Annotated in this window: 20 protein-coding genes; 14 read left to right on the top strand and 6 right to left on the bottom strand. The window is 36.2% G+C overall.

All coding sequences use genetic code 11. The features are described 5' to 3' along the window. Window positions 1-2: 2 nt before the first annotated feature. On the top strand, window positions 3-1,124 hold the full coding sequence (gene ald, locus BK579_RS09930; protein WP_078545108.1) for an alanine dehydrogenase: 1,122 nt from the start codon (window positions 3-5) through the stop codon (window positions 1,122-1,124). A gap of 353 nt (window positions 1,125-1,477) precedes the next feature. Here the strand turns inward: ald and BK579_RS09935 are convergent, their stop codons facing one another. After that, a complete protein-coding gene (locus BK579_RS09935) occupies window positions 1,478-2,578 on the bottom strand; it encodes a M24 family metallopeptidase (RefSeq protein ID WP_078545109.1) in 1,101 nt (366 codons plus the stop codon). Between the two features lie 197 nt (window positions 2,579-2,775). Between BK579_RS09935 and BK579_RS09940 the strand changes: the two genes are divergently transcribed. The 3 genes from BK579_RS09940 (at window position 2,776) to BK579_RS09950 (ending at window position 6,201) form a co-directional block, all read left to right on the top strand. Then, window positions 2,776-3,459: a metal-dependent hydrolase gene (locus tag BK579_RS09940; RefSeq protein ID WP_078545111.1), complete on the top strand. Its 684-nt coding sequence runs from the start codon at window positions 2,776-2,778 to the stop codon at window positions 3,457-3,459. A 1,075-nt stretch (window positions 3,460-4,534) separates the two neighbouring features. Then, a complete protein-coding gene (locus BK579_RS09945; protein WP_139365084.1) occupies window positions 4,535-4,780 on the top strand; it encodes a hypothetical protein in 246 nt (81 codons plus the stop codon). Between the two features lie 104 nt (window positions 4,781-4,884). Then, window positions 4,885-6,201 (top strand): CBS domain-containing protein, encoded by a 1,317-nt coding sequence (locus BK579_RS09950; RefSeq protein WP_078545112.1) that lies wholly within the window; start codon window positions 4,885-4,887, stop codon window positions 6,199-6,201. A gap of 101 nt (window positions 6,202-6,302) precedes the next feature. On the opposite strand, the gene BK579_RS09955 is transcribed toward BK579_RS09950, so the two are convergent. Next, complete coding sequence (locus tag BK579_RS09955) at window positions 6,303-6,596, bottom strand: YtpI family protein (protein ID WP_078545114.1); 294 nt, start codon at window positions 6,594-6,596, stop codon at window positions 6,303-6,305. 183 nt (window positions 6,597-6,779) lie between these two features. Here BK579_RS09955 and BK579_RS09960 point away from each other — a divergent pair, with 183 nt between their 5' ends. Further along, window positions 6,780-7,715 carry a DHH family phosphoesterase gene (locus tag BK579_RS09960; protein WP_078545115.1) on the top strand — a complete coding sequence of 312 codons (936 nt, stop codon included), beginning with the start codon at window positions 6,780-6,782 and terminating at the stop codon, window positions 7,713-7,715. A gap of 141 nt (window positions 7,716-7,856) precedes the next feature. Here BK579_RS09960 and BK579_RS09965 read toward each other — a convergent pair whose 3' ends face one another. From BK579_RS09965 to BK579_RS09975, 3 genes are all read right to left on the bottom strand, one after another. After that, window positions 7,857-8,048, bottom strand: a complete 192-nt coding sequence (locus BK579_RS09965; protein WP_078545117.1) for a YtzJ family protein — start codon at window positions 8,046-8,048, stop codon at window positions 7,857-7,859. A 95-nt stretch (window positions 8,049-8,143) separates the two neighbouring features. Beyond that, the gene (gene ytrI / locus BK579_RS09970) at window positions 8,144-8,647 is read right to left on the bottom strand and encodes a sporulation membrane protein YtrI (protein WP_078545119.1); all 504 of its coding nucleotides are present in this window, start codon (window positions 8,645-8,647) and stop codon (window positions 8,144-8,146) included. Then, window positions 8,647-8,985, bottom strand: a complete 339-nt coding sequence (locus tag BK579_RS09975; protein ID WP_078545120.1) for a sporulation membrane protein YtrH — start codon at window positions 8,983-8,985, stop codon at window positions 8,647-8,649. The genes ytrI and BK579_RS09975 overlap by 1 nt, the downstream gene beginning before the upstream one ends. 439 nt (window positions 8,986-9,424) lie before the next feature. Between BK579_RS09975 and BK579_RS09980 the strand changes: the two genes are divergently transcribed. From BK579_RS09980 to BK579_RS10015, 8 genes are all read left to right on the top strand, one after another. Beyond that, window positions 9,425-12,778 (top strand): DNA polymerase III subunit alpha, encoded by a 3,354-nt coding sequence (locus BK579_RS09980; RefSeq protein ID WP_078545122.1) that lies wholly within the window; start codon window positions 9,425-9,427, stop codon window positions 12,776-12,778. A 236-nt stretch (window positions 12,779-13,014) separates the two neighbouring features. Beyond that, the gene (locus BK579_RS09985; RefSeq protein WP_078545123.1) at window positions 13,015-14,253 is read left to right on the top strand and encodes an NADP-dependent malic enzyme; all 1,239 of its coding nucleotides are present in this window, start codon (window positions 13,015-13,017) and stop codon (window positions 14,251-14,253) included. A 9-nt stretch (window positions 14,254-14,262) separates the two neighbouring features. Then, on the top strand, window positions 14,263-14,868 hold the full coding sequence (locus tag BK579_RS09990; RefSeq protein ID WP_235848402.1) for a FadR/GntR family transcriptional regulator: 606 nt from the start codon (window positions 14,263-14,265) through the stop codon (window positions 14,866-14,868). Between the two features lie 56 nt (window positions 14,869-14,924). Beyond that, the gene (gene accD, locus BK579_RS09995; RefSeq protein ID WP_078545127.1) at window positions 14,925-15,785 is read left to right on the top strand and encodes an acetyl-CoA carboxylase, carboxyltransferase subunit beta; all 861 of its coding nucleotides are present in this window, start codon (window positions 14,925-14,927) and stop codon (window positions 15,783-15,785) included. After that, the gene (gene accA / locus BK579_RS10000; protein WP_078545129.1) at window positions 15,782-16,759 is read left to right on the top strand and encodes an acetyl-CoA carboxylase carboxyl transferase subunit alpha; all 978 of its coding nucleotides are present in this window, start codon (window positions 15,782-15,784) and stop codon (window positions 16,757-16,759) included. The genes accD and accA overlap by 4 nt, the downstream gene beginning before the upstream one ends. A gap of 786 nt (window positions 16,760-17,545) precedes the next feature. Beyond that, window positions 17,546-18,505 carry a 6-phosphofructokinase gene (gene pfkA, locus BK579_RS10005; protein ID WP_078545131.1) on the top strand — a complete coding sequence of 320 codons (960 nt, stop codon included), beginning with the start codon at window positions 17,546-17,548 and terminating at the stop codon, window positions 18,503-18,505. A gap of 146 nt (window positions 18,506-18,651) precedes the next feature. After that, window positions 18,652-20,412, top strand: coding sequence for a pyruvate kinase (gene pyk, locus BK579_RS10010; protein ID WP_078545133.1), 1,761 nt, complete (start codon window positions 18,652-18,654; stop codon window positions 20,410-20,412). A gap of 223 nt (window positions 20,413-20,635) precedes the next feature. Continuing rightward, window positions 20,636-21,022: an FxsA family protein gene (locus tag BK579_RS10015; RefSeq protein ID WP_078545135.1), complete on the top strand. Its 387-nt coding sequence runs from the start codon at window positions 20,636-20,638 to the stop codon at window positions 21,020-21,022. Window positions 21,023-21,091: 69 nt separating this feature from the next. Here BK579_RS10015 and ytvI read toward each other — a convergent pair whose 3' ends face one another. Next, window positions 21,092-22,213, bottom strand: coding sequence for a sporulation integral membrane protein YtvI (ytvI, locus tag BK579_RS10020; RefSeq protein WP_078545137.1), 1,122 nt, complete (start codon window positions 22,211-22,213; stop codon window positions 21,092-21,094). A gap of 157 nt (window positions 22,214-22,370) precedes the next feature. Between ytvI and BK579_RS10025 the strand changes: the two genes are divergently transcribed. Next, window positions 22,371-22,832, top strand: coding sequence for a DUF441 domain-containing protein (locus BK579_RS10025; RefSeq protein WP_078545139.1), 462 nt, complete (start codon window positions 22,371-22,373; stop codon window positions 22,830-22,832). The last annotated feature ends 185 nt before the right edge of the window (window positions 22,833-23,017 follow it).

A 23,017-nucleotide genomic window follows, 5' to 3' on the forward strand; every position in this document is an offset into this window, starting at 1 on the left:
TTATGCGTATCGGAGTACCTAGAGAGATTAAAAATAATGAAAATCGTGTTGCAATGACACCTGCTGGAGTTGTAAACCTTGTTCGGTTTGGACATGAAGTTTTTATTGAAAAGGATGCTGGAGAAGGTTCTGGATTCCCTGACGAGCAGTATGTTGCTGCAGGGGCGAAAATTGTTGCTACTGCTGAAGAAGCTTGGTCGATGGAAATGGTCATGAAGGTAAAAGAGCCTTTAGCGTCTGAATATGTCTATTTTAAAGAAGGTTTAATTTTATTCACATACTTGCATCTAGCACCAGAGCCAGAACTAACTGCGGCGCTTACAGAGAAAAAGGTAATTGGTATTGCATATGAAACAGTTCAATTACCAAACGGTTCATTACCATTACTTACTCCAATGAGTGAAGTAGCAGGACGTATGGCTTCACAATTAGGGGCACAATTCCTAGAGAAACCAAATGGTGGTAAGGGAATATTACTAGCCGGTGTACCTGGAGTTAGACGCGGAAAAGTAACGATTATCGGCGGTGGTGTTGCTGGAACGAATGCGGCAAAAATGGCGATTGGCCTTGGCGCACAAGTGACAATTATCGATTTGAATCCTGAGAGATTAAGACAATTAGATGATATTTTTGGAAATGATATTACGACACTTATGTCAAATCCATTAAATATCGCATTAGCAGTTAAGGAGTCTGATCTGGTCATTGGAGCTGTTTTAATCCCAGGAGCTAAAGCGCCTAAGCTTGTTACAGAAGAGATGATCGAATCTATGTCACCAGGATCAGTGGTAGTTGATATTGCAATTGACCAAGGTGGTATCTTCGAAACAACAGACCGTATCACAACACACGATGATCCAACATATGTAAAACATGAAGTGGTTCATTATGCTGTTGCGAACATGCCGGGAGCTGTTCCAAGAACGTCAACCATCGCACTAACAAATGTAACGGTTCCATATGCGATACAAATTGCAAACAAAGGCTACAAGCAAGCATGCTTAGATAACGAAGCATTGCTTAAAGGTATTAACACATTAAATGGCTATGTAACTTACAAAGCAGTAGCTGAGTCTCATGGATTAAGCTATTCCGATACGAAAGAATTACTTGGTTTGGAATAAGAGATTGACTGGTCAATAAAGCTTGTGGGAGGGGTTGAACTTTTCCGCAGGCTTTTTTTGCTTTTTTGAACCTCTTTGGAAAGAAGGTTTTTAATTCCCTTGGGAGGTCTAAATGTGGTGGAAGGGAATCAAAGTAGGTCGCTGATTCCCTTGTGAGGTCTAAATAAAGGTTGGAGGTAATCAGAGGAGGTCAAGTGTTTAGTCCTTACATCAAAAAAAAGCACTTAAGCATCGTTTAACTTTCACATGCTTCCTCTGAAAGACATATTATCTACAAAAAAAAGCCGCCGAAATCATTCAGCGGCAAAACCATTAATCATCCATTAATCCAAGTGTGTTCAGAAGGTCTAACTCTAGCCTTTCTTAACCTGAAGCTCTTTCGGAAACTTAGTAAGTATCTCTACACCTGTTTCTGTAATAAGTAAATCATCTTCAATACGAACCCCGCCAACACCTTCAAAATAAATACCCGGCTCAACTGTGTATGACATCCCTGGTTGTAATAACATGGTATTTGTACTGTTTAATGAAGGATATTCATGAACATCAATTCCCAAACCGTGTCCAACTCTATGTGTGAAATAATCTCCATAACCTGCTTCTGTGATAATTGAGCGAGCAGCAATATCGATATCTCCGATTTTGGCACCTGGCTTACTTGCTTCCACTGCAGCTTTTTGTCCAGCTAATACAGTTTCATAAATTTCTTTTTGTTGCTCAGAAATATCACCGAAAGCGACTGTTCTCGTAATATCTGAGCAATATCCATCTAAAATAACACCAAGATCAAATAACACAAAGTGTCCTTCAGTCATTAACTCTAAACCTGGCTTACCATGTGGGCTAGCTGTTTTATTCCCCGTTAACACCATTGTATCAAAGGACATTTTTCTAATTCCCTTTTTCTTCAGTTCAAACTCTATTGTCCCTAGAACATCCAATTCTGATTTTCCTTTAGCTATCGCATTAAACCCTACTTCTACACCGAAGTCAGCTAGCTTTGCCGCTTCTCTTAGAATTGCCGCTTCTTTTTCATCTTTAATCATTCTTAGCGTATGTAATTTTTCCTCTGCTGAAATAAATGTTGAATTAGGATACAAAGAATGTAATTTTTCATATCTTTCAATATTCATATGTTCTTTTTCAACAGCAATTTTATCAGGGGTTATGTTTCGTTTGGATAAAGCAGTTTTGATAAGTTCCCATGGATCATCAGTATCACTGAAACCGACAATCTCGTATTCCCAACCACTTGCTTTAGCCTGTGTTTTCTCCATGTTTGGACACACTAAAAATGGCTCTTCATTTTGAAACACAAACAACGCTAATAGTCTCTCATGTGGCTCAGTATAAAATCCACTCAGATAAAAAACATTAGCTGTAGACGTTAGCATTCCAAACGAAATATCTTTTTCCTTTAACCAAGAGGTTGTCTTTTCTAATCGTTCCTTCATTTCACCCACATCCTTTCCTTTGTAATGATAGTAGCAACTTCATCACCGAAAGTAAACTAAACACAATGGTTTGAATCATTTTTTTATGGGAAAGGATGAATATATAGCAGGGAAACAAAGATATAAACGCGAAGTAAATTATTAATAGTTAGTTTGAGATGTTATAAGAGTAATAACCCAAAAAGGAGTTGGAGAAAGTGAAAGTATCTTATCACGGACATTCAGTTGTCAAAATCAAATCTGATGAAAAAACAATCATCATTGATCCATTTATTACAGGAAATGGTCAAACTGACTTGAAGGCGGACGAAGAAAACGTAGATGTAATCTTATTAACCCACGGTCACAATGATCATGTTGGAGACACAGTTTCATTAGCAAAAAGAAATAATGCATTGGTTATTGCACCGTTTGAACTTGCAAGTTACTTAGGGTGGCAAGGATTAAATGTACATCCTATGCACATAGGAGGTGCGTATTCTTTTGACTTTGGTACAGTCAAATTAACACAGGCCTTCCATGGGTCTAGTTATACAATCGAGGAAACCAAACAAATCATTTATACTGGAATGCCAGCAGGTTTACTATTCAGTAACGAAGGAAAAACAATTTTCCACGCAGGGGACACAGCTCTATTTTCAGATATGAAAATAATAGGTGAAAGAAATAGCATAGATTTAGCCTTTTTACCAATTGGAGATAATTTTACTATGGGTCCTGAAGATGCAAGTGTTGCGGCAGAATGGCTTAATGCTAAAATGGTGGTCCCAATTCACTATAATACGTTCCCGGTTATTGAACAAAATCCTGAGGAATTCATTGCTAAGCTGAATACAGGAGTCGGTAAAGTGCTTAATCCGGGAGATGTAATAGACTTGTAAAAACGTAAAAACTGGGAGAGTAATCTACCTGGTTCCGTTGACGGGGAGAAACAATATAATCAGCAAATGAATTAGCAGATCAATTAGATTATATTTGTATCTTCATTTATTCTTAAGTCTTAATTTAATGGGATTTAACCTTAGGATTAGCACGGATTTTAGGTTGCCAATTTATCCGATGCATAGTAATTATTATTCAATGTCCCATTTCTTTGTTAAATTGACTTAGGTAAATATGTAAATCATAGGAAGTCTTATCATTAATCAAGTGATCAGAGATACTTAAAATAAAATAAGGGGATATTTTTCCTTTAAACTGTAGGATATAGCTTGATTAGGGGTAATAAGGGGAAGTTTTCCCTTTATCAAAGCACAATCACCTTATTTTTCATGGTTTTCAAGTGAATAGCGGGAAATTTTACCTCTACTTTAGCTATTTTCAGTCCCATTTCCTAATTAAGGGAAGTTTCTCCCGTTATTATATATTGCCAATGCTGCTGATTTCTTCATCTGAGTCCGAGGGAGGCCTCTTTTTATGGCCGGGTGGGAAAATGAATTAAGAATCACTAATTAAACGAACGGGTGTTATGTTATACAGTAAAAAAGCTCGGTAAAGTTCTGAGCTTTTTACTATTTCAAGTCCTAATACCTAATAGGGTTGTAAATCATATGCTTTTAACTGTGCATTTTCCTTTGTTAAATCCCATCCTCTCCCCCACAACGGAACCCGTTAGAGTAATCTTTCTGTTTTTTAGAGAGCTACCCTGAAATTAACTTAGTTAGTGGAGTTCCATGAGCTGCGATCCACTTGCTTTCCGCGGGGTGTCCGTGAGCCTCCTCGTCGCCAGGGGCTTCTGTGGGTCTCACGAGACCACTGGATCCAGCAGGAGTCAAGTGGTTCTACGCTCATTCTACAAAAGTGAACCACCATTTTCATTCTAAATGGTGAGAATCAAATTAGCATTATAGTCAACCCTGAAAATAACTCATAGTATAGAAGTCTATTCTGAAAATAGTATGTTTTGTAACCTTGGTGCATAAAATGAAACAAGCTATGAAACTAGGGGGGAAACTGATGAAAAACAGATTGATTTTATGTCTCTTAATTTGTGGGGTTTTATTGTATTATGGAATTCCTAATCTATCAATTGAAGCAGGAGGATTACAAGGTATATTTTCGATATCCTGGCTTGCTTTAGCATTTATTGTCGTTGGGGGCAATTTAGTTGGATTACTGTATTCACCAAAAAAGCAAAAACAGCAAACTGTGGCACTAAAAGGATTGTCACAAAAAAATCGAAGAGTTCGACAATATCAATAGTGTTGTTTAAGCTTTGATTGAATATAAGTTGACTCACCTTTATAATAAATCTATATCAATATGATAAGATTTTTCGATATAGATTGACATAGAGGGTGATGCAGTTGGCAACAAAGCATGAACAAATATTACAATATATTGATCAATTACCTGTTGGGGAAAAGATATCAGTTCGGCAAATTGCTAAAGATATGCTTGTTAGTGAAGGGACAGCGTATCGGGCAATAAAGGAAGCTGAAAATAAAGGCTATGTAAGCACAATTGAACGTGTAGGTACGATTCGAATCGACCGTAAGAAAAAAGAGAACTTTGAGAAATTAACTTATGCTGAGGTTGTCAATATCGTTGAGGGTCAGGTTCTAGGTGGTCGAACAGGACTACATAAAACCTTAAATAAGTTTGTCATAGGCGCAATGCAGCTTGATGCTATGATGAGATATACTGGGGCAGGGAATCTGTTAATCGTAGGAAATCGGACAAGAGCCCATGAATATGCTCTCAATACAGGTGCAGCTGTGTTGATTACAGGTGGATTTGATACGGATGAACAAGTAAAAAAGCTAGCCAATGATTTAGAGCTTCCGATTATATCAACAAGCTACGATACATTCACTGTAGCTACTATGATTAATCGTGCCATATATGATCAATTAATAAAAAAAGAAATCGTGTTAGTAGAAGATATTCTCACTGAGCTTGATCAAACAGTTTATTTGAAGAATTCCGATACTGTTGATCAATGGCATCAGTTTAATGCCGAAACAGGGCATGGGCGTTTTCCAGTGGTAGACTCACACATGAAAGTTATTGGAATGGTTACTTCAAAGGATGTAATGGGACGAGAAAAGGATCTGCCGATTGATAAAATCATGACGAAGAATCCGATTACAGTTAATGAAAAGACCTCAGTTGCATCAGCATCACACATGATGGTGTGGGAAGGTATAGAGGTTTTACCTGTTGTGAATCAGTACAATAAATTACAAGGGATTATTAGTCGCCAAGATGTATTAAAAGCTTTGCAAATGATTGGGAGACAGCCGCAGGTTGGAGACACGTTTGATGATATTATTACAAATCAATTTGAAGTTATTTCAACTGATGTGAAAGGTGAAGACACCTATCGATGTAATGTGACACCTCAAATGACAAATTACTTAGGCACTATTTCATATGGAGTATTCACAACAATTGTAACTGAAGCAGCAAATCGTGTGTTACGAACATATAAAAAAGGAGATCTTGTTGTAGAAAATATAACAATCTATTTCCTCAAGCCTGTGCAAATAGATAGTATTATTAATATTAAACCAAGAGTGTTAGAAGTAGGACGGAAATTCGGTAAAGTAGACGTTGAAGTCTACAATGAGGGTGTCGTTGTTGGAAAAGCGATGATGATGGTTCAATTAATTGACCGATGAATTAAGTGCATTGTTACCATTAAAAAGAGGGATGCAGCCTGCATCCCTCCAAACGGTTTTTGGGAAGAAAATGTATAAAGAATCAGCTGGAGTGCACTCTCCTATTGTTTAGCTTCTTCGATGACTAAAGGTAAGAAGTATCGATAAGCTCTAAAACCAGCCCAAATACTCCCAACACCAACCAAAAATAGTACAGTGGCAACTATAAAGGAAACGGTTGACTGGTGTAAAAACACCGAGTTTATTCCAAATAAGGCAACAAACAGACCTAAGGCAATGCTTGATTTTGCAGAAATCCATTGCTTTTCTACGGGCTTACGACTTTGAAAATAACGAGCCTTATAGAATATATAAAAAGCAAATGCGATAACGATTAATACAACAAATATAGGCATAATAAATCCTCCAATTAATGAAATACATAATCCTATTTTACTAAAACATTCAATAAAAAATCTAGCAAAACAAAAATTTAACATGAAAACAGTTTTAAGAAAGTGATAAAATGATAAAAACTATATCTTTTTTTCCTAATCTTGGTGGATAATAATTGAATATAGAACGAAGGAGATCACAAAATGAAAGAACAAATCATCGAGACGATTAAGGATTATAACTCTATTATAATTCACCGACATGTCCGACCAGATCCTGACGCATATGGTTCACAGTGTGGATTAGCTGAGATACTAAAAGCATCTTTCCCAGAAAAAAAAATTTATGTAACTGGGAAGGATGAAAAATCCCTTAGTTTTCTATATAAAATGGATTCAGTCACTGATGAAACTTATAAGGAAGCACTTGTCATTGTCTGTGATACAGCTAATCAAGAGAGGGTGGACGATAAGAGGTATCAGCAAGGAAAGTTTTTAATAAAAATTGACCATCATCCAAATGAAGATCCATATGGTGATCTTGTTTGGGTTGATACAAGCTCAAGTTCGACTAGTGAGTTAATTTATGAACTATACCTATATGGAAAAGAAAAAGGACTAGTCCTTTCAAATGAAGCAGCAAGACTTATATATGCAGGAATTATTGGAGATACAGGTCGTTTTCTATTTCCAAGTACAAATCCAAGGACTTTTACATATGCAGGGGAGCTAGTCCAATATGATTTCTCATTCCCTGATTTATATGAAAACTTGTACAACACAAAGGAAAATGTCTCAAGATTAAGTGGATATGTCCTACAAAACTATGAAGTAACCGAAAATGGTGTTGCTTCGATGAAAATATCAAGGGAGATACTTGATAAGTTTCAAGTAAGTGCAACAGACGCCTCTCAGTTAGTTCGTATTTTAGGAAATATCGAAGGAATTACCGCATGGGTGTTTTTTGTGGAGGAAGAGGACCAAATTAGGGTTCGACTTCGTTCGAAAGGGCCAGTTATTAATACAATTGCCCAAAAATATCATGGTGGAGGACATCCTCTAGCAGCAGGTGCATCTATTTATACATGGGAAGATGTAGAACCACTTATAGCCGATTTGAATCAACTTTTCCTTAAGTAAAAAAATAAAGTGTCATACTATTAATTATTGATCTCGAGAGGGTGATCAAATGATAATAGTAAGGCACTTTTTATAGTATCAGAAGAAAAATGAACGTATAGCTCCAGCGCCTAGTCCCGGAGCGCCCCTTCACTTTTCTTACTATTGTTCAATCTTATTTGGTATAAACCAAAAGCCGACCTCTGTTGCATCCTCATACACATTTAAGTTAAGGGCTTGAATTTCTTTTTTCAACATATTGGCTAGTTCTACTGATTCAGCGTATGCTGAATACCCGTTTTTAATTCTGTCGACTTTTTCTTTCACTAGTTTTTTTCTATGGATGATTTGCATTTCTCATCTCCCCCAAAAGTAGTGTTTTTCTTTATTGTAATCACTTCTAATGAGAAATGCCAGTATATTCTGAAAGTTTCAATGAATATTCAAAATTAACGAATTTGTACAATCTTTAAGGAAATCTCTAGAATGGTATCAAAAGTAACCGAATAGACTTGAAGTTTGTACATTTTATCATCAAGTGGATATAGTTTGTTTTCAATAGCTTTTCTTAAAAGTTCCTTATTATCTGATAAATCGTTAATATCCCTACCAACATAGTCGTTTAAATCTTTAACAACAGCATCAGTTAACTCATGAACATCCAATGGAGCTAGATTGTATTTTTTTTGATTTAGTATGTCGACTTTAAATTCCTGTATTTTTAGTTTTTGTTTATTCTCTTCGTTTAGCTTTGTATTATTTTCCATAATTGTATCTAAATTTTGTTCAAGATTAATAATTCTATCCTGCTGCTTTGTAATCATCTTCACCTGTTTCTCTTGAAAGACACCGTATTGGAAAATAAATACAAACCAACTAACGAGAGCACCAATAACTACTCCTGCGAAAAAACGCTGCCATCCCGGTTTTTGATATAAAGGTGGTATTCGCATTATGAAATATTCTCCTGGGTGAACCACATGATAATCGTCCAACCTGTTTGTGCCCCACCCATGGCGGAAAGAATGAGCATAAATTGCTTAAACAAATCTTTTGTTTGACCATTAAGAATTCCACGTTCAAAACTATTAAAAGCATCAAACGTTCCACCAATCGCAGCGACTAACGCCCAGATTTTCAGTTTATTAGCCATTTTAAAAATCTCTGTAAGAGGAGGTTCACCAGATATAAATGCTCCAATACCACCAATGAAAGCACCACCCAAAAGAACACCTAATGCAATAAAATAACTGTGAATAAAAGCAGGAAAGAAGGCTTCTTTAATCTCCATTCAATAAACCCATCCTTTCAGAATGAACAAATAAATAAGCAAAGACTCTATGTAGAATCTGCTGCAAGGCCGAGACCTACAGGAACTTGACAAGGAGGCTCACCACACTACCAACGGAAAGAGTATGAATAGGAGCGGGTTGTAAAGTTCGCCCCACTATATTTGGATACAAGAATATTGACCGATATTAATATATATGGACAATCATAAATAAGTATGTTTCATTTAGTCTATTCCTTAAGATTTAGATTATAAAAACGATATGATTAGTGACGAACTCACTGAAATTAAATAACTGATGTTAACAACCTTGAATATGAAGTCAATTACAAAATAATACTAGCCCCCTCATAATAGAGGGACAATATTCAATATTTGTCTGGTCATTTTCAAAGGACTATAATAGATAAAAAGAGATGTCGGAAAAAGGAGGGTCTAAATGTCTTTTGTACACCTTCAAATTAATAGTTCATATAGTTTACTTTCTAGTTCTGTAAGAATTGAAGAATTAGTAAGAAAAGCAAGTGAGTATGGGTTTAAATCACTTGCTATAACCGATCAAAATGTTATGTACGGAGCTGTAGCTTTTTATAAAGAATGTATTAAACATGGAATCAAGCCAATTATTGGTTTAACTGTTTCAGTTTTAAGTGATGTAGAAAATGAGCAATCGAGGCCGATTGTATTATTAGCAAAAGATCACTTTGGTTATCAAAACCTCTTGAAAATCAGTAGTATCGTACAAACTAAATCAAAAAATGGTTTTCCTAAAAAGTGGTTTCCTCATTATAGTCGTGGATTAATAGCGATTAGTCCAGGACTTGAAGGGGAAATTGAGCAATATATCCTTCAAGGTAAATTGGAAGAAGCGATGAAAGTTACTGAATTTTATAAGCGGATTTTTCCAGACGGAGATTTTTACTTTGCCCTTCAAAACCATGGTTTAAAGGACGAACAAGAGATCTTTTCAAAAGTAAGATCCTTTTGTTTAGAGCAGCAAATCCAGATAGTTGCAACAAACAATGTTCAATATATACAGAAAGAAGATGCAGATGCGTTTGAGTGTTTGCTTAATATTAAGAATGGAACGAAGTTCTCTGAAGATGACAGAATTAAATTAAATAGTCATGAATATTATTTTAAATCGATGGAAGAAATGATTGAACTTTTTTCAGAAATTCCTGAGGTGCTAGAACAATCACTTCACATTGCTTCAAGGTGCAATGTGACGATCGAGTTAGGTAAAATCGCTCTCCCTAAATACCCAGTTCCAAATGATGAGCCTTCTTCTCAATATCTTTCTCGGTTATGTGTTCAAGGGCTTAAAGAAAGATATATTGACCCTAGTGAGGACCATTATGAACGGTTAACATATGAGCTAGAGATTATCAATAAAATGAACTTTAGTGATTATTTCTTGATTGTCTGGGACTTTATGAAATACGCACATAGTAATGGGATTTTAACGGGACCAGGTCGTGGATCGGCAGCGGGTTCGATTGTTGCGTATGTGTTAAAAATTACAGATGTAGACCCTATTCAGCATTCATTACTATTTGAACGATTTTTAAATCCACAACGAATTTCAATGCCAGATATTGATATTGATTTCCCAGATAACCGACGTGATGAAATGATTACATATGTGGCTGAAAAATATGGACAGCTTCATGTCGCGCAAATTATTACTTTTGGGACACTAGCAGCCCGTGCAGCCCTTAGAGATGTCGGTAGAGTTATGGGGATCTCTAGCAAAGAGGCTGATTTCTTAGCCAAACAGGTTCCGTCAAGACTTGGTATTACGTTACCTGAGGCATTAAAAGAATCAAAAGGGTTACAGGATTATCTTAAGAAATCTGATATCGGGAAAAAGATATTTGAAACAGCGATAAGGCTTGAAGGTCTTCCGAGACACACTTCTACTCATGCGGCTGGGGTTATTATTAGTGAAAAGCCATTAACTGAAATGATCGCTATCCAAGAGGGGCATCAAGATGTGTATTTAACCCAATTTCCAATGGAGATTCTTGAAGAAATAGGGTTATTAAAAATGGACTTTCTTGGTTTACGTAATTTAACCTTAATCGATAATATCGTTACGTTTATTCGTAAAAATACAAAACAAAAAATTGAACTTGATAAGCTTCCTACAAATGACCAGAAGACGTTTGAGCTTTTAAGTAGTGGAGATACGACAGGGATTTTTCAGTTAGAATCCCCTGGAATGAGAAGTGTACTTGAAAGACTTCAACCAACTGAATTAGAAGACATTGTGGCAGTTAATGCATTGTATCGTCCTGGTCCGATGGAAAATATCCCACTTTTCATCTCTCGAAAACACAAGAGTGAAGAAGTGAATTATCCACACCCCGATTTAGAGCCAATTTTGCGTAAAACATATGGTGTAATTGTATATCAAGAACAAATCATGCAAATCGCTTCAACAATGGCTGGCTTTTCGTTAGGTGAAGCTGATTTACTTAGAAGAGCAGTTAGTAAGAAAAAGAAAGATGTTCTAGACCAAGAAAGAGTACACTTTGTAAAGGGATGTATAAATAGAGGTTATGATCAGGAAGTCGCAAATTCTATATATGATTTAATTGTCCGATTTGCTAACTATGGATTTAACCGAAGTCATGCTGTTGCCTATAGTATGATTGCATATCAATTGGCTTATTTAAAAGCAAACTATCGTATTTATTTTACGACTGCCTTATTGACAAGTGTAATTGGTAATGAAGATAAGCTCTCTCAGTATATACGAGAAGCAAAGCATAAAGGAATACTCGTCCTTCCACCTTCGATTAATAAAAGTACGTTTCCTTTTCTAGTTGAAAAAGATCATATTCGCTTTAGCTTGTCTGCGATAAAGAGTGTTGGAGCTGCAGCTCTTCGTGATATTCTTGAGGCCCGACGAAAGAAGCCATTTCGGGACTTATTTGATTTTTGTATTCGTGTTTCAACCAGAAATGTGAATAGAAGGGTATTAGAATCCTTGATTTGTTCAGGTGCTTTTGATGAATTCGGTGAAGACCGGGCAACCCTTTTAGCAACCATTGATGTAGCGATGGAGCACGCTGAATTAATGCACCCAAAAGATGATAATCAAATTGATTTATTCGATGATGATGATTTTATGCTCAAACCAAAATATGTGGTGATTACTCCTTTTACTCAAGAAGAGAAACTACGATTTGAAAAAGAGGCACTAGGATTTTATTTATCAAGTCATCCTGTATCTTCTGCCTTAAGTAAGTTTCCTAGTGTGGCAGTAACACAAATAAGTGATTTAGCTAATTTATCCCCCTCTAAGAAAAGCATGATTTGTGTTCTTATAACAGCTGAGCGAACCATCCGAACTAAAAAAGGAGAGGTTATGGCCTTTCTCACTTTAAGTGATGAAACTGGCGAACTAGATGCTGTGGCATTTCCTAATGTGTATACTCGGTTTTCCAAGCAATTTCAAAAGGGTGAAATAGTTTTCTTGGAAGGAACGGTTGAAACAAGGGAAAGTCGTCTACAATTTATCATAAAAGAAGTAAAGCAAGAAGAAAATCTCCAACCAAAGAATAAGGTATTCTTAAGAATTGAGAGTCAGCAACAAAATGAAGACCTGATGAAGGAGCTTAAAACGATTATAAAACATTATCAAGGTCAAACAGCTGTTGTTTTGTATTACGAAAAAGAGCAAAAGACAATTGCTTTGCAAAGGGATTTTTGGATTAAAGATGATGAGCAGGCAATTACCTCGTTAAAGGGTTTACTTGGGGAGAAAAATGTTGTATTGAAATAAATTCGATGTACAATAATTAAATTTATGTTAATATTGTAAGAGTCAACGTGGTCAGACCACCTAGCGGTACGTCATATAAGGGTTTTTTTGTTTAGTTTTAGAAGGTAAAGTGCTTGAATAAGATCACTTATTCTTAATTAGTACTCTTTCATTTATTCATTATTACTTTACTTTTTAAAAAGGGCTTTACCTAACGATTAATCGTCCTAATGGGAAAAGTTTGGGGAGTGAATTGAATGACTTTACGCGAAGAAGCACTACATATGCACGAAATGTACAAAGGGAAGTTAGAGACAAAGTCAAAAGTCCCGGTTACAAATGCGAAGGATTTAAGTCTTGCATATTCTCCTGGTGTAGCTGAGCCTTGTAAAGAAATCCATGATGACAAAAACAAAGTATATGATTATACAATGAAAGGAAATATGGTCGCTGTAGTATCGGATGGTACTGCGGTACTTGGATTAGGGAATATTGGTCCAGAGGCAGCATTACCCGTTATGGAAGGTAAGGCGGTATTATTTAAAAGCTTTGCTGGTGTTGATGCATTTCCAATTTGTTTAAACACAACTGATGTGGAAAAAATTATAGAGACAGTGAAACTATTGGAGCCTACTTTCGGTGGGGTCAACTTGGAAGATATCGCAGCACCTAATTGTTTTGTGATTGAAGAGAGATTGAAGAAGGAAACGAATATTCCTATTTTTCATGATGATCAACATGGAACGGCGATTGTGACTGTTGCAGGTTTAGTTAATGCTCTTAAAATAGTAGATAAAACAATGTCTAAGATGAAGGTTGTCGCAAATGGAGCAGGTGCAGCCGGAATTGCAATTATAAAATTATTATATAGCTATGGTGTGAGAGATATTATTATGTGTGATTCTAAAGGCGCTATCTTTGAAGGTAGAAGCTATGGAATGAATTCCGTAAAAGCTGAAGTCGCAGAGTATACTAATCGTGAAAAGCTTGAGGGAAGTTTATCAGAGGTGATAAAGGGTGCTGATGTTTTTATTGGTGTGTCAGTAGAAGGCGCATTAACACCCGATATGGTTAAATCGATGAATGAAGATGCTATTATTTTTGCAATGGCAAATCCGAATCCTGAGATTATGCCAGAAGTAGCAAAGGAAGCTGGCGCAAAGGTTGTAGGTACAGGTCGTTCAGATTTTCCTAACCAAGTAAATAATGTTTTGGCATTCCCTGGAATTTTTAGAGGGGCATTAGATGTTCGTGCCACACACATAAATGAACACATGAAAATGGCTGCTGTTGATGCCATTGCTTCGCTAATTTCAGAAGATCAATTAACACCCGAATATGTCATTCCAGGCCCGTTTGACCCGAGGGTTGCACCATCAGTGGCAGCTGCTGTTGCAAAAGCAGCAATGGAGACTGGTGTTGCAAGGATTACTGTAGATCCAAAAGATATTTTAGAAAAAACTAAAAGATTGGCCATAATCGGACAAGGTGAGTGAAAAATAGAGGTGACATCAACTAAGCTTTATATAGAAATTGTCAAAAAGCTTCAAGCAATCATCGTAGAAGATGGATTAATTGCTGGTGATAAAATACCATCTGAAAGGGAACTTTCTGATCGGTTAAAAGTAGGTCGTTCCTCGGTTAGAGAAGCACTAAGGTCACTAGAGTTACTTGGGTTAATAGAAACAAGACGTGGTGAAGGAACCTATATTAAGAATTTTGGTGAAAACCAACTAGTCCAAATATTAGGCGCTTTTATTCTCCAAGGAACAAAGAAAAAGAGTGATTTGGTTGAAACGAAGTATGTTATTGAATGTGAGTGTATCAAGTTAGCGCTTGATAGAATATCAACGTCTAAACTGAATGAGCTAGATGAGAGACTAATAAATAATCAGCTTTCATTTGATGACCTTATCAAGTCGATTATAGAAGGAACAGACAATTTTCTACTTTATAGAATATGGCAGGTCCTAAATGAATACTATCAAACATCAAGGAATGAACAGGGACAAGAAGAACATATTCTAAGAGAACTTATGGATGGTTTAAAAGAAAGAAATCTAGAAAAAGTGATAAAAGCTTACAATCATTTGGTAGTACCAAATCTTTAAACAAATGTTGTTCATATAAATCAATATATGATGTAAAAAAGTGAGGAGGTTTTTGCTTGTTAAAGGATCTTTTTGTGAAAAAGAAAAAATATGCAGCAATTCCGTCAGAGCATGCCAAACAAGATGTTCCAGAAGGAATCATGACAAAATGTACTAATTGCAAAAAAATAATGTATACGAAGGAATTCAATAAAAGTTTAAAGGTCTGTATGAATTGTGATCATCACCTTCCAATGACTGCATATGAGAGAATAACAAGCCTAATAGATGAAGGGACCTTTATTGAATATGATAAGGATATGGTTTCTGAAAATCCTCTAGACTTTCCTGACTATTTAAGTAAGTTAGAAAAAGACCGTCAAAAAACAAAAATTAATGAAGCAGTTGTAACAGGTGAAGGTGAGATTACAGGATATAAAGTGGTTATAGCTGTGATGGATTCAACCTTTAGAATGGGGAGCATGGGCTCTGTAGTTGGAGAGAAAATCACACGTGCTATTGAAAAGGCAAAAGAGCTTAAAGTACCTTTTATCATTTTTACAGCGAGTGGTGGGGCCAGAATGCAAGAGGGTGTATTAAGTCTTATGCAAATGGCTAAAACTAGCTCTGCCTTAAAGCTTTTTAGTGATGAAGCTGGACTTATCATAACTGTTATGACACATCCTACAACTGGTGGGGTTTCAGCAAGTTTTGCGTCACTTGGTGATTATAACTTTGCTGAACCTCGTGCACTTATCGGTTTTGCAGGAAGAAGAATTATTGAACAAACGATTCGTGAGGAATTACCTGAGGACTTCCAAACATCCGAATTTTTATTAAAACATGGGCAGCTTGATGCAGTAATTCATCGCCATGAGATGAAAGAAACACTCAGTAATATACTAGATTTACACCAAGTAAGGGGTGAATTTCGTTGATAGGAGAACTAGAATTCGAGAAACCAGTTACTGAGTTAAGGAAAAAAATACTTGAACTTAGAGAATATACAAAATCAACGGATGTCGATTTATCGGTTGAAATTGAAAAACTTGAAACTAGATTAGAAAAACTTGAAAAAGAAATCTATCACAATATGCAGCCATGGGATCGTGTGCAGATTGCAAGACACCCCGAGCGACCAACGACATTGGATTATATTGAACAACTGTTTTCTCAGTTCATGGAATTTCATGGGGACCGATATTTTGGTGATGATGAAGCAATCGTTGGTGGAATTGCAAGATACCATGGAATATCGGTAACAGTTATTGGTCATCAACGTGGAAAAGATACAAAAGAAAATATTCGCCGTAATTTTGGTATGCCACATCCGGAAGGATACCGAAAAGCATTAAGATTAATGAAACAGGCTGAAAAATTTAGTCGACCAATTATTTGTTTCATTGATACAAAGGGAGCCTACCCAGGAAAAGCAGCTGAAGAACGTGGACAAAGTGAAGCTATTGCTAAAAATCTTTTTGAGATGGCAGGATTAACAGTTCCAGTAATTTGTGTTGTTATCGGTGAAGGTGGAAGCGGGGGTGCACTAGCGCTTGGAGTAGGGAATTATATACACATGCTCGAAAACTCTACTTACTCAGTTATTTCTCCTGAGGGTGCTGCATCCATTTTGTGGAAAGATGCAAGCTTAGCGAGAAAGGCAGCTGAGTCAATGAAAATCACAGCGCCAGATCTAAAAAAATTAGGTGTTATTGATGAAATCATCCCAGAGGTAAAGGGAGGAGCACATCGTAATATTTCTGAGCAAGCGGCTGCTATGGACATCGTACTAAAGGAGTCACTAGAAAGTTTAATGAAATTAGATAAAAAAACTCTTGTGTCCCATCGTTATGAAAAATTCAAAAAAATTGGACAATATCAGAAAGTTGACGATTTTATTGGAATTCAGTGAAGATAACGTGTATCCTTATAAGGGTGCACGTTTTTCATGTGAAAGACGAATTTTTACTGTTTTTATTTGGCTGAATTCTAAGACTTAGATTTATATGTTAAATGATCTTTTCTTCTAGGATTTGAACTTCTTTGTCAATTTATTGCTATTTTCAACTCTAGAGCTGTGTGAATTGAAATATATTTTTAAGAAAAGAGCCTTACTTTGGCTAATTTCTAGAATTTGATTTGTTAATGGTCATGAAAATAACTATGAATTAAGTGGAGAGGCATCTTTTCTTCTAGGATTTGAACTTCTTTGTCAATTTATTGCTATTTTCAGCTCTAGAGCTGTGTGAATTGGAATATATTTTTCAGAAAAGAGCCTTACTTTGGCTAATTTCTAGAATTTGATTTGTTAATGGTCATGAAAATAACTATGAATTAAGTGGAGAGGCATCTTTTCTTTTAGGATTTGAACTTCTTTGTCAATTTATTGCTATTTTCAGCTCTAGAGCTGTGTGAATTGGAATATATTTTTCAGAAAAGAGCATACATGGCTAATATCTAAGACTTGGATTTTAAATGTTTATGAAAACAACTATGAATTAAGTGAAATGGCATCTTTTCTTCCGAAAAGAGCCCTACATAAGAATATTTCACATCTTCTCTATTGTTTTCAAAAAATCTTCGTGGTATGTTAAAAACATTGTAGAGCAATGGCTAGAAGGGCAAAATAAAAGTAGTTATTAAAAAAGGGATGTATGTTACTTCTGCATATTGTAACTATATATAATGAGGTGAAAAAATGAAGAGAATTGGTGTATTAACTAGTGGTGGTGACTCACCGGGAATGAATGCTGCTGTAAGAGCAGTTGTAAGAAAGGCTATTTATCATAATATTGAAGTATATGGTATTTACCAAGGTTATGCAGGATTGATGTCTGGTCAGATCAAAAAGCTTGAGTTAGGCTCTGTTGGGGATATTATCCACCGTGGAGGAACAATGCTTTATACTGCAAGAAGTGAAGAGTTTAAGACGCTAGAAGGCCAGAAAAAAGGCATTGAACAGTTAAATAAATTTGGTATTGAAGGACTAGTTGTTATCGGTGGAGATGGATCTTATCGTGGAGCTGAAAAGCTGACTCAACACGGATTCCCATGTGTGGGTGTTCCTGGAACAATTGACAACGACATCCCAGGAACTGATTTTACGATTGGTTTTGATACAGCATTGAACACAGTTATTGATTCTATTGATAAAATTCGTGACACTGCTACTTCGCATGAACGTACATACGTAATTGAAGTTATGGGTAGACATGCTGGTGATATCGCTCTATGGTCAGGATTAGCAGGTGGAGCAGAAACGATCTTAATACCAGAAGAAAACTATGATATGGAAGATATTATTCAGCGTTTACAGCGTGGTCATGATCGTGGCAAAAAGCACAGTATCATTATTGTAGCTGAAGGTGTTGGAAGTGGCGTAGAATTTGGTAAGAAGATTGAAGAAGCTACAAAGCTCGAAACTCGTGTTAGTGTGCTTGGTCACATCCAGCGTGGAGGATCACCAACAGCATTTGACCGTGTATTAGCAAGCCGTCTTGGTGCTAGAGCTGTTGAATTGTTACTTGAAGGAAAAGGTGGTCGCGCTATTGGAATTCAAAAGAATGAATTAGTTGACCATGATATCATTGAAGTACTAAAACAACCACATACAATTGATAATAGCATGTACCAACTATCAAAAGAGCTATCTATATAGTATATGGTATCGGTTTCACGTCAGATATCTCAAAAGGGATTAATATTTTCCTGAATGTGAAAAATAAAAGGAAGTGTATCTTTCCTTTTGGGATGACTTAATTATAAAATTTAATAGGTGTAGTTAGTAATAGGAGGATAATTAGAATGCGTAAAACAAAAATCGTTTGTACTATAGGACCTGCAAGTGAAAGTGTAGAAAAGTTAACTGATCTAATTGAAGCAGGAATGAATGTTGCTCGATTAAATTTCTCTCATGGAGATTTTGAAGAACATGGTGCAAGAATTAAGAATATCCGTGAAGCTTCTAAGGCAACTGGAAAAACTGTTGCAATATTACTTGATACAAAAGGACCTGAAATCCGTACAAACACAATGGAAAATGGTGCGATTGAATTACAAGAAGGTTCAAATGTGATCGTTTCAATGGAAGAAGTAATTGGAACTCCTGAGAAATTCTCAATTACATATTCAGGTTTAATGGATGATGTAACAACTGGATCTAAGATCCTTCTTGACGACGGATTAATTGGATTAGAAGTTATTACTGTAGATAAAGGGAAAAATGAAATTTTAACAAAAATCCTTAATAGTGGAACACTTAAAAATAAAAAAGGTGTTAACGTTCCGGGAGTAAAAGTAAATCTTCCTGGTATTACTGAAAAGGATGCTAAAGACATTGTTTTTGGTATTGAACAAGGTGTTGACTTTATTGCAGCTTCATTTGTTCGTCGTGCAGCTGATGTATTAGAAATTCGTGAATTATTGGAAGAGCATAATGCGGCAGAGATTCAAATTATCCCTAAGATTGAAAATCAAGAGGGTGTAGATAATATCGCTGAAATCCTAGAAGTTTCTGATGGGTTGATGGTTGCTCGCGGTGATTTAGGAGTAGAGATTCCTGCTGAAGAAGTACCACTTGTTCAAAAAGAGTTAATTAAACAATGTAATGCTGCTGGTAAACCAGTTATTACAGCTACACAAATGCTTGATTCTATGCAACGTAACCCACGTCCAACACGTGCGGAAGCAAGTGATGTTGCAAACGCAATTTTTGATGGTACAGATGCAATTATGTTATCTGGTGAAACAGCTGCGGGTAATTACCCTGTAGAAGCTGTAACAACAATGCACAATATTGCATCAAGAGCAGAACAAGCACTAGTTTATCGCGAGATTTTGTCAAAGAGAAGCAAGCAATCAGGAACAACTATTACTGATGCTATTGGTCAATCTGTGGCGCATACAGCTCTAAATCTAAACGTAGCTGCAATTCTAGCTTCAACAGCTAGTGGATACACTGCGAAAATGATTTCTAAGTATCGTCCAAAGGCACCAATTGTTGCTGTAACAGCAAATGAGTCAACTGCAAGAAAGCTTTCTCTAGTATGGGGTGTTTACTCAAGAGTTGGCAAAATGTGTAAATCTACTGACGAGATGCTTGATGTTGCAGTTGAGCAAGGATTAAGCTCAGGTATTATCAAACACGGAGATTTAGTTGTTATTACTGCAGGAGTTCCTGCTGGTGAGACAGGAACAACGAATCTAATTAAAGTACATGTTGTTGGAGATGTAATTGTTAAAGGTCAAGGAATCGGTCAAAAATCTGCTTATGGTAAAGTAGTTGTTGCCGATACATCTGATTCGGCTAATACAAAAATGGTTGATGGTGCAGTTTTAGTTACAAAAGGAACTGACCGCGACATGATTGGTGCTATGGAAAAAGCTGTTGCTCTAATCACTGAAGAAGGCGGACTAACAAGTCATGCAGCAGTTGTGGGATTAAGCCTTGGAATTCCAGTTATTGTTGGAGTTGAGAACGCAACATCTTTACTGAAGGATGGACAAGATATTACAGTGGACTCTTCAAGAGGAATTGTATATCAAGGACATGCAAGCGTACTTTAATCTTAAGGTATGTTTGTGGGGCAAGCTTCATATGATTTATTGACCCAATCAAAAGAGAAGGAATTACTCCTTCTCTTTTGTTTATATTTATAAAGTTTATAGTTTAACCTAGTTTTGGTGTCTCGCTCTAGACGCCAAGTCACATGAAAACTTCCTAGTCAGGGACCCAAAGTTTTTTAGGGATGACCCGGGTCTAACGCTTTACTTATAAGGAGGATCATAAATGAGAGTATTAATGGCACTAATCATTATTGTACCAGCCCTAGAAATAGGCTTACTTGTTTTGTCAGGCAATACAATTGGCCCGTGGCCAACAGTATTGCTGATTATTTTAACGGGAGTTTTAGGTGCTTGGCTAGCAAAAAAACAAGGACTAGAAACAATAAGAAGAGTCCAAGATCAGATGAGATACGGCCAAATGCCAAGTGATGCAATTATTGATGGACTATGTATTTTAGTAGGTGGAGTAGTTTTATTAACGCCAGGTTTTATAACAGATCTAATAGGATTTTTGCTTCTTTTTCCTGCAACACGGAAAGGTATAAAACCTTGGATAGGTAAATGGATTCAACGATTTATTAAAAGAGGAAATTTTACAATTATCAGGTGAAAAATAGAGGATGTTTAAACATCGTTCACATGTAAAAGAAATGTGTGAACTGTTTAGACATCCTCTTTATTATAAGCTTTTTTTGTGTCCACTAATATAAGCCCATAAATCCCTAAAAACCCCAGCTGAATTTAATGTGTTTAAAATAACAAGAACAACTGGTCCAACAAGGAGGCCTAAAAAGCCAATTAGTTTATAACCAACAAAAAGTGAAACGAGTGTCGCCAATGGATCTAAGCCAATATTTGAAGACAGAATTTTGGGTTCCATTAACTGTCTTTGGACAAGGACTATTACATAAAGAATTCCCAAGCCTATAGCAAATCCAATATTCCCACTAACCGCAGCATAAATAATCCACGGCACAAATACCAACCCTGTCCCTAAATAAGGTAGAAGATCAACAAGACCAATTAGAAGAGCAATTGTAATTGCGTAATCAACCCTCAAAATCAATAACCCTATTAACACGATCACTGAGGTTATTGAGATTAGTGTAAATTGGGCTTTTACAAAACCAAAAAGTGCTTTTTGAAGGTCAGTCACCACGGTTTTACTACTATTTCTTGCTTTTGTTGGAAGAATCTTTCTTCCAAAATGCATGATACGTTCTAAATCTTTGCTAATAAAGAAAGTAGCTAATAAGGAGAAAATAATAACTGTAGCAGCACTCGGGAGCCACCCTAAAAAATCAGGTATTTTTAATAAAAAGGTTTGGATAAATTGACCAACTGTAGTTGCTACTGTTTTTCCTACATTCTCAATATTGGTGATGATCGATTGCTGCTGTCCAGATTCAAGGTTATTAAATAGCGTCGTTAGTTGATTGTACAAAGGTATAAGTTGTCCTACCACAAACTGTTCAATATGTACAACGAGATCTTCAAAGTGGTATGGGACCACGTTGGCTAAGTAATTAGCACCTGAAATGATTTCAGCAACTAACAACGTTAACACACCGGCAATTGATCCAAAGACAATCACAAGTGCCGCAAAAATAGCTAAAGAACGCGGTATCCTCCCTTTTTTTTGAAAAAACAAAACCAGGGGATGCATAAAATAAGAAATGGAGAATGCGATGATGAACGGATAAATTACTTGAGTCACATAAAACCCTACAATTAAACCGACAATAATTGATATAATCACAATTAAAAAGCGGAACGTACTATAAAGATGGTCAAGTTTCAAAGCTTCACCTCCTGTGTTGATATATACCCATATATTACATGTTAGTGAGAATATTGGAAAGTATTACATATTTGATTGTTTAGGTAGAAATCTTGGCTAAATAAATTAAAGTATGTTACGATATTTGAGTGGATGTGTAAGGAAGGATGAGACTAGATTGTTTAATCAATCATCTTTGTTTTTACTTATATTATTAACAATTGGTTTTTTTGGTAAGAATCAATCATTAATGATAGCTGTTGGTGTTTTACTGATCGTAAAAGCTACAGGCTTGGATTCACGTGTTTTTCCGTATATTCAGAGCAAGGGAATTCATTGGGGTGTAACAGTGATCACTATTGCTGTTTTAGTTCCAATTGCAACAGGTGAAATTGGTTTTAAACAGCTTGGCGAAGCAATGAAGTCAGCATATGCTTGGATAGCATTAGCGTCTGGTATTATTGTAGCACTTCTTGCAAAAGGTGGTGTAGATCTCTTAGCTGATGATCCACATATTACAACTGCTCTTGTATTTGGGACGATTATAGCTGTTGCTTTATTTAAAGGAGTGGCAGTAGGACCGTTGATTGGAGCAGGGATTGCCTATGTAATCATGAGGTTAGCTAACTATTTCTCTTGAGATAGCTTATTATAAGGCACTTGTAGGAGATATTTCTTTGTGAAAAATGAACCTAAGTAAAAGATGCCAACATACTTCATATTAAAACTGTTTCTAAGAACTTTTTTCACACAAAAAAAGTTCAGGGAACGGTGATGAAACATGAATTCCTTTCCGTTTTCACTCTTTTGATTCACAAAAGTCTG

The sequence above is a fragment of the Litchfieldia alkalitelluris genome (assembly GCF_002019645.1).
GTDB lineage: Bacteria > Bacillota > Bacilli > Bacillales > Bacillaceae_L > Litchfieldia > Litchfieldia alkalitelluris.

Coding starts and splice junctions, on each gene's coding strand:
- ald (WP_078545108.1), top strand. CDS start 3: ATGCGTATCGGAGTACCTAGAGAGATTAAAAATAATGAAAATCGTGTT.
- BK579_RS09935 (WP_078545109.1), bottom strand. CDS start 2,578: ATGAAGGAACGATTAGAAAAGACAACCTCTTGGTTAAAGGAAAAAGAT.
- BK579_RS09945 (WP_139365084.1), top strand. CDS start 4,535: ATGAAAAACAGATTGATTTTATGTCTCTTAATTTGTGGGGTTTTATTG.
- BK579_RS09955 (WP_078545114.1), bottom strand. CDS start 6,596: ATGCCTATATTTGTTGTATTAATCGTTATCGCATTTGCTTTTTATATA.
- BK579_RS09960 (WP_078545115.1), top strand. CDS start 6,780: ATGAAAGAACAAATCATCGAGACGATTAAGGATTATAACTCTATTATA.
- BK579_RS09965 (WP_078545117.1), bottom strand. CDS start 8,048: ATGCAAATCATCCATAGAAAAAAACTAGTGAAAGAAAAAGTCGACAGA.
- ytrI (WP_078545119.1), bottom strand. CDS start 8,647: ATGCGAATACCACCTTTATATCAAAAACCGGGATGGCAGCGTTTTTTC.
- BK579_RS09975 (WP_078545120.1), bottom strand. CDS start 8,985: ATGGAGATTAAAGAAGCCTTCTTTCCTGCTTTTATTCACAGTTATTTT.
- BK579_RS09980 (WP_078545122.1), top strand. CDS start 9,425: ATGTCTTTTGTACACCTTCAAATTAATAGTTCATATAGTTTACTTTCT.
- BK579_RS09985 (WP_078545123.1), top strand. CDS start 13,015: ATGACTTTACGCGAAGAAGCACTACATATGCACGAAATGTACAAAGGG.
- pfkA (WP_078545131.1), top strand. CDS start 17,546: ATGAAGAGAATTGGTGTATTAACTAGTGGTGGTGACTCACCGGGAATG.
- pyk (WP_078545133.1), top strand. CDS start 18,652: ATGCGTAAAACAAAAATCGTTTGTACTATAGGACCTGCAAGTGAAAGT.
- BK579_RS10015 (WP_078545135.1), top strand. CDS start 20,636: ATGAGAGTATTAATGGCACTAATCATTATTGTACCAGCCCTAGAAATA.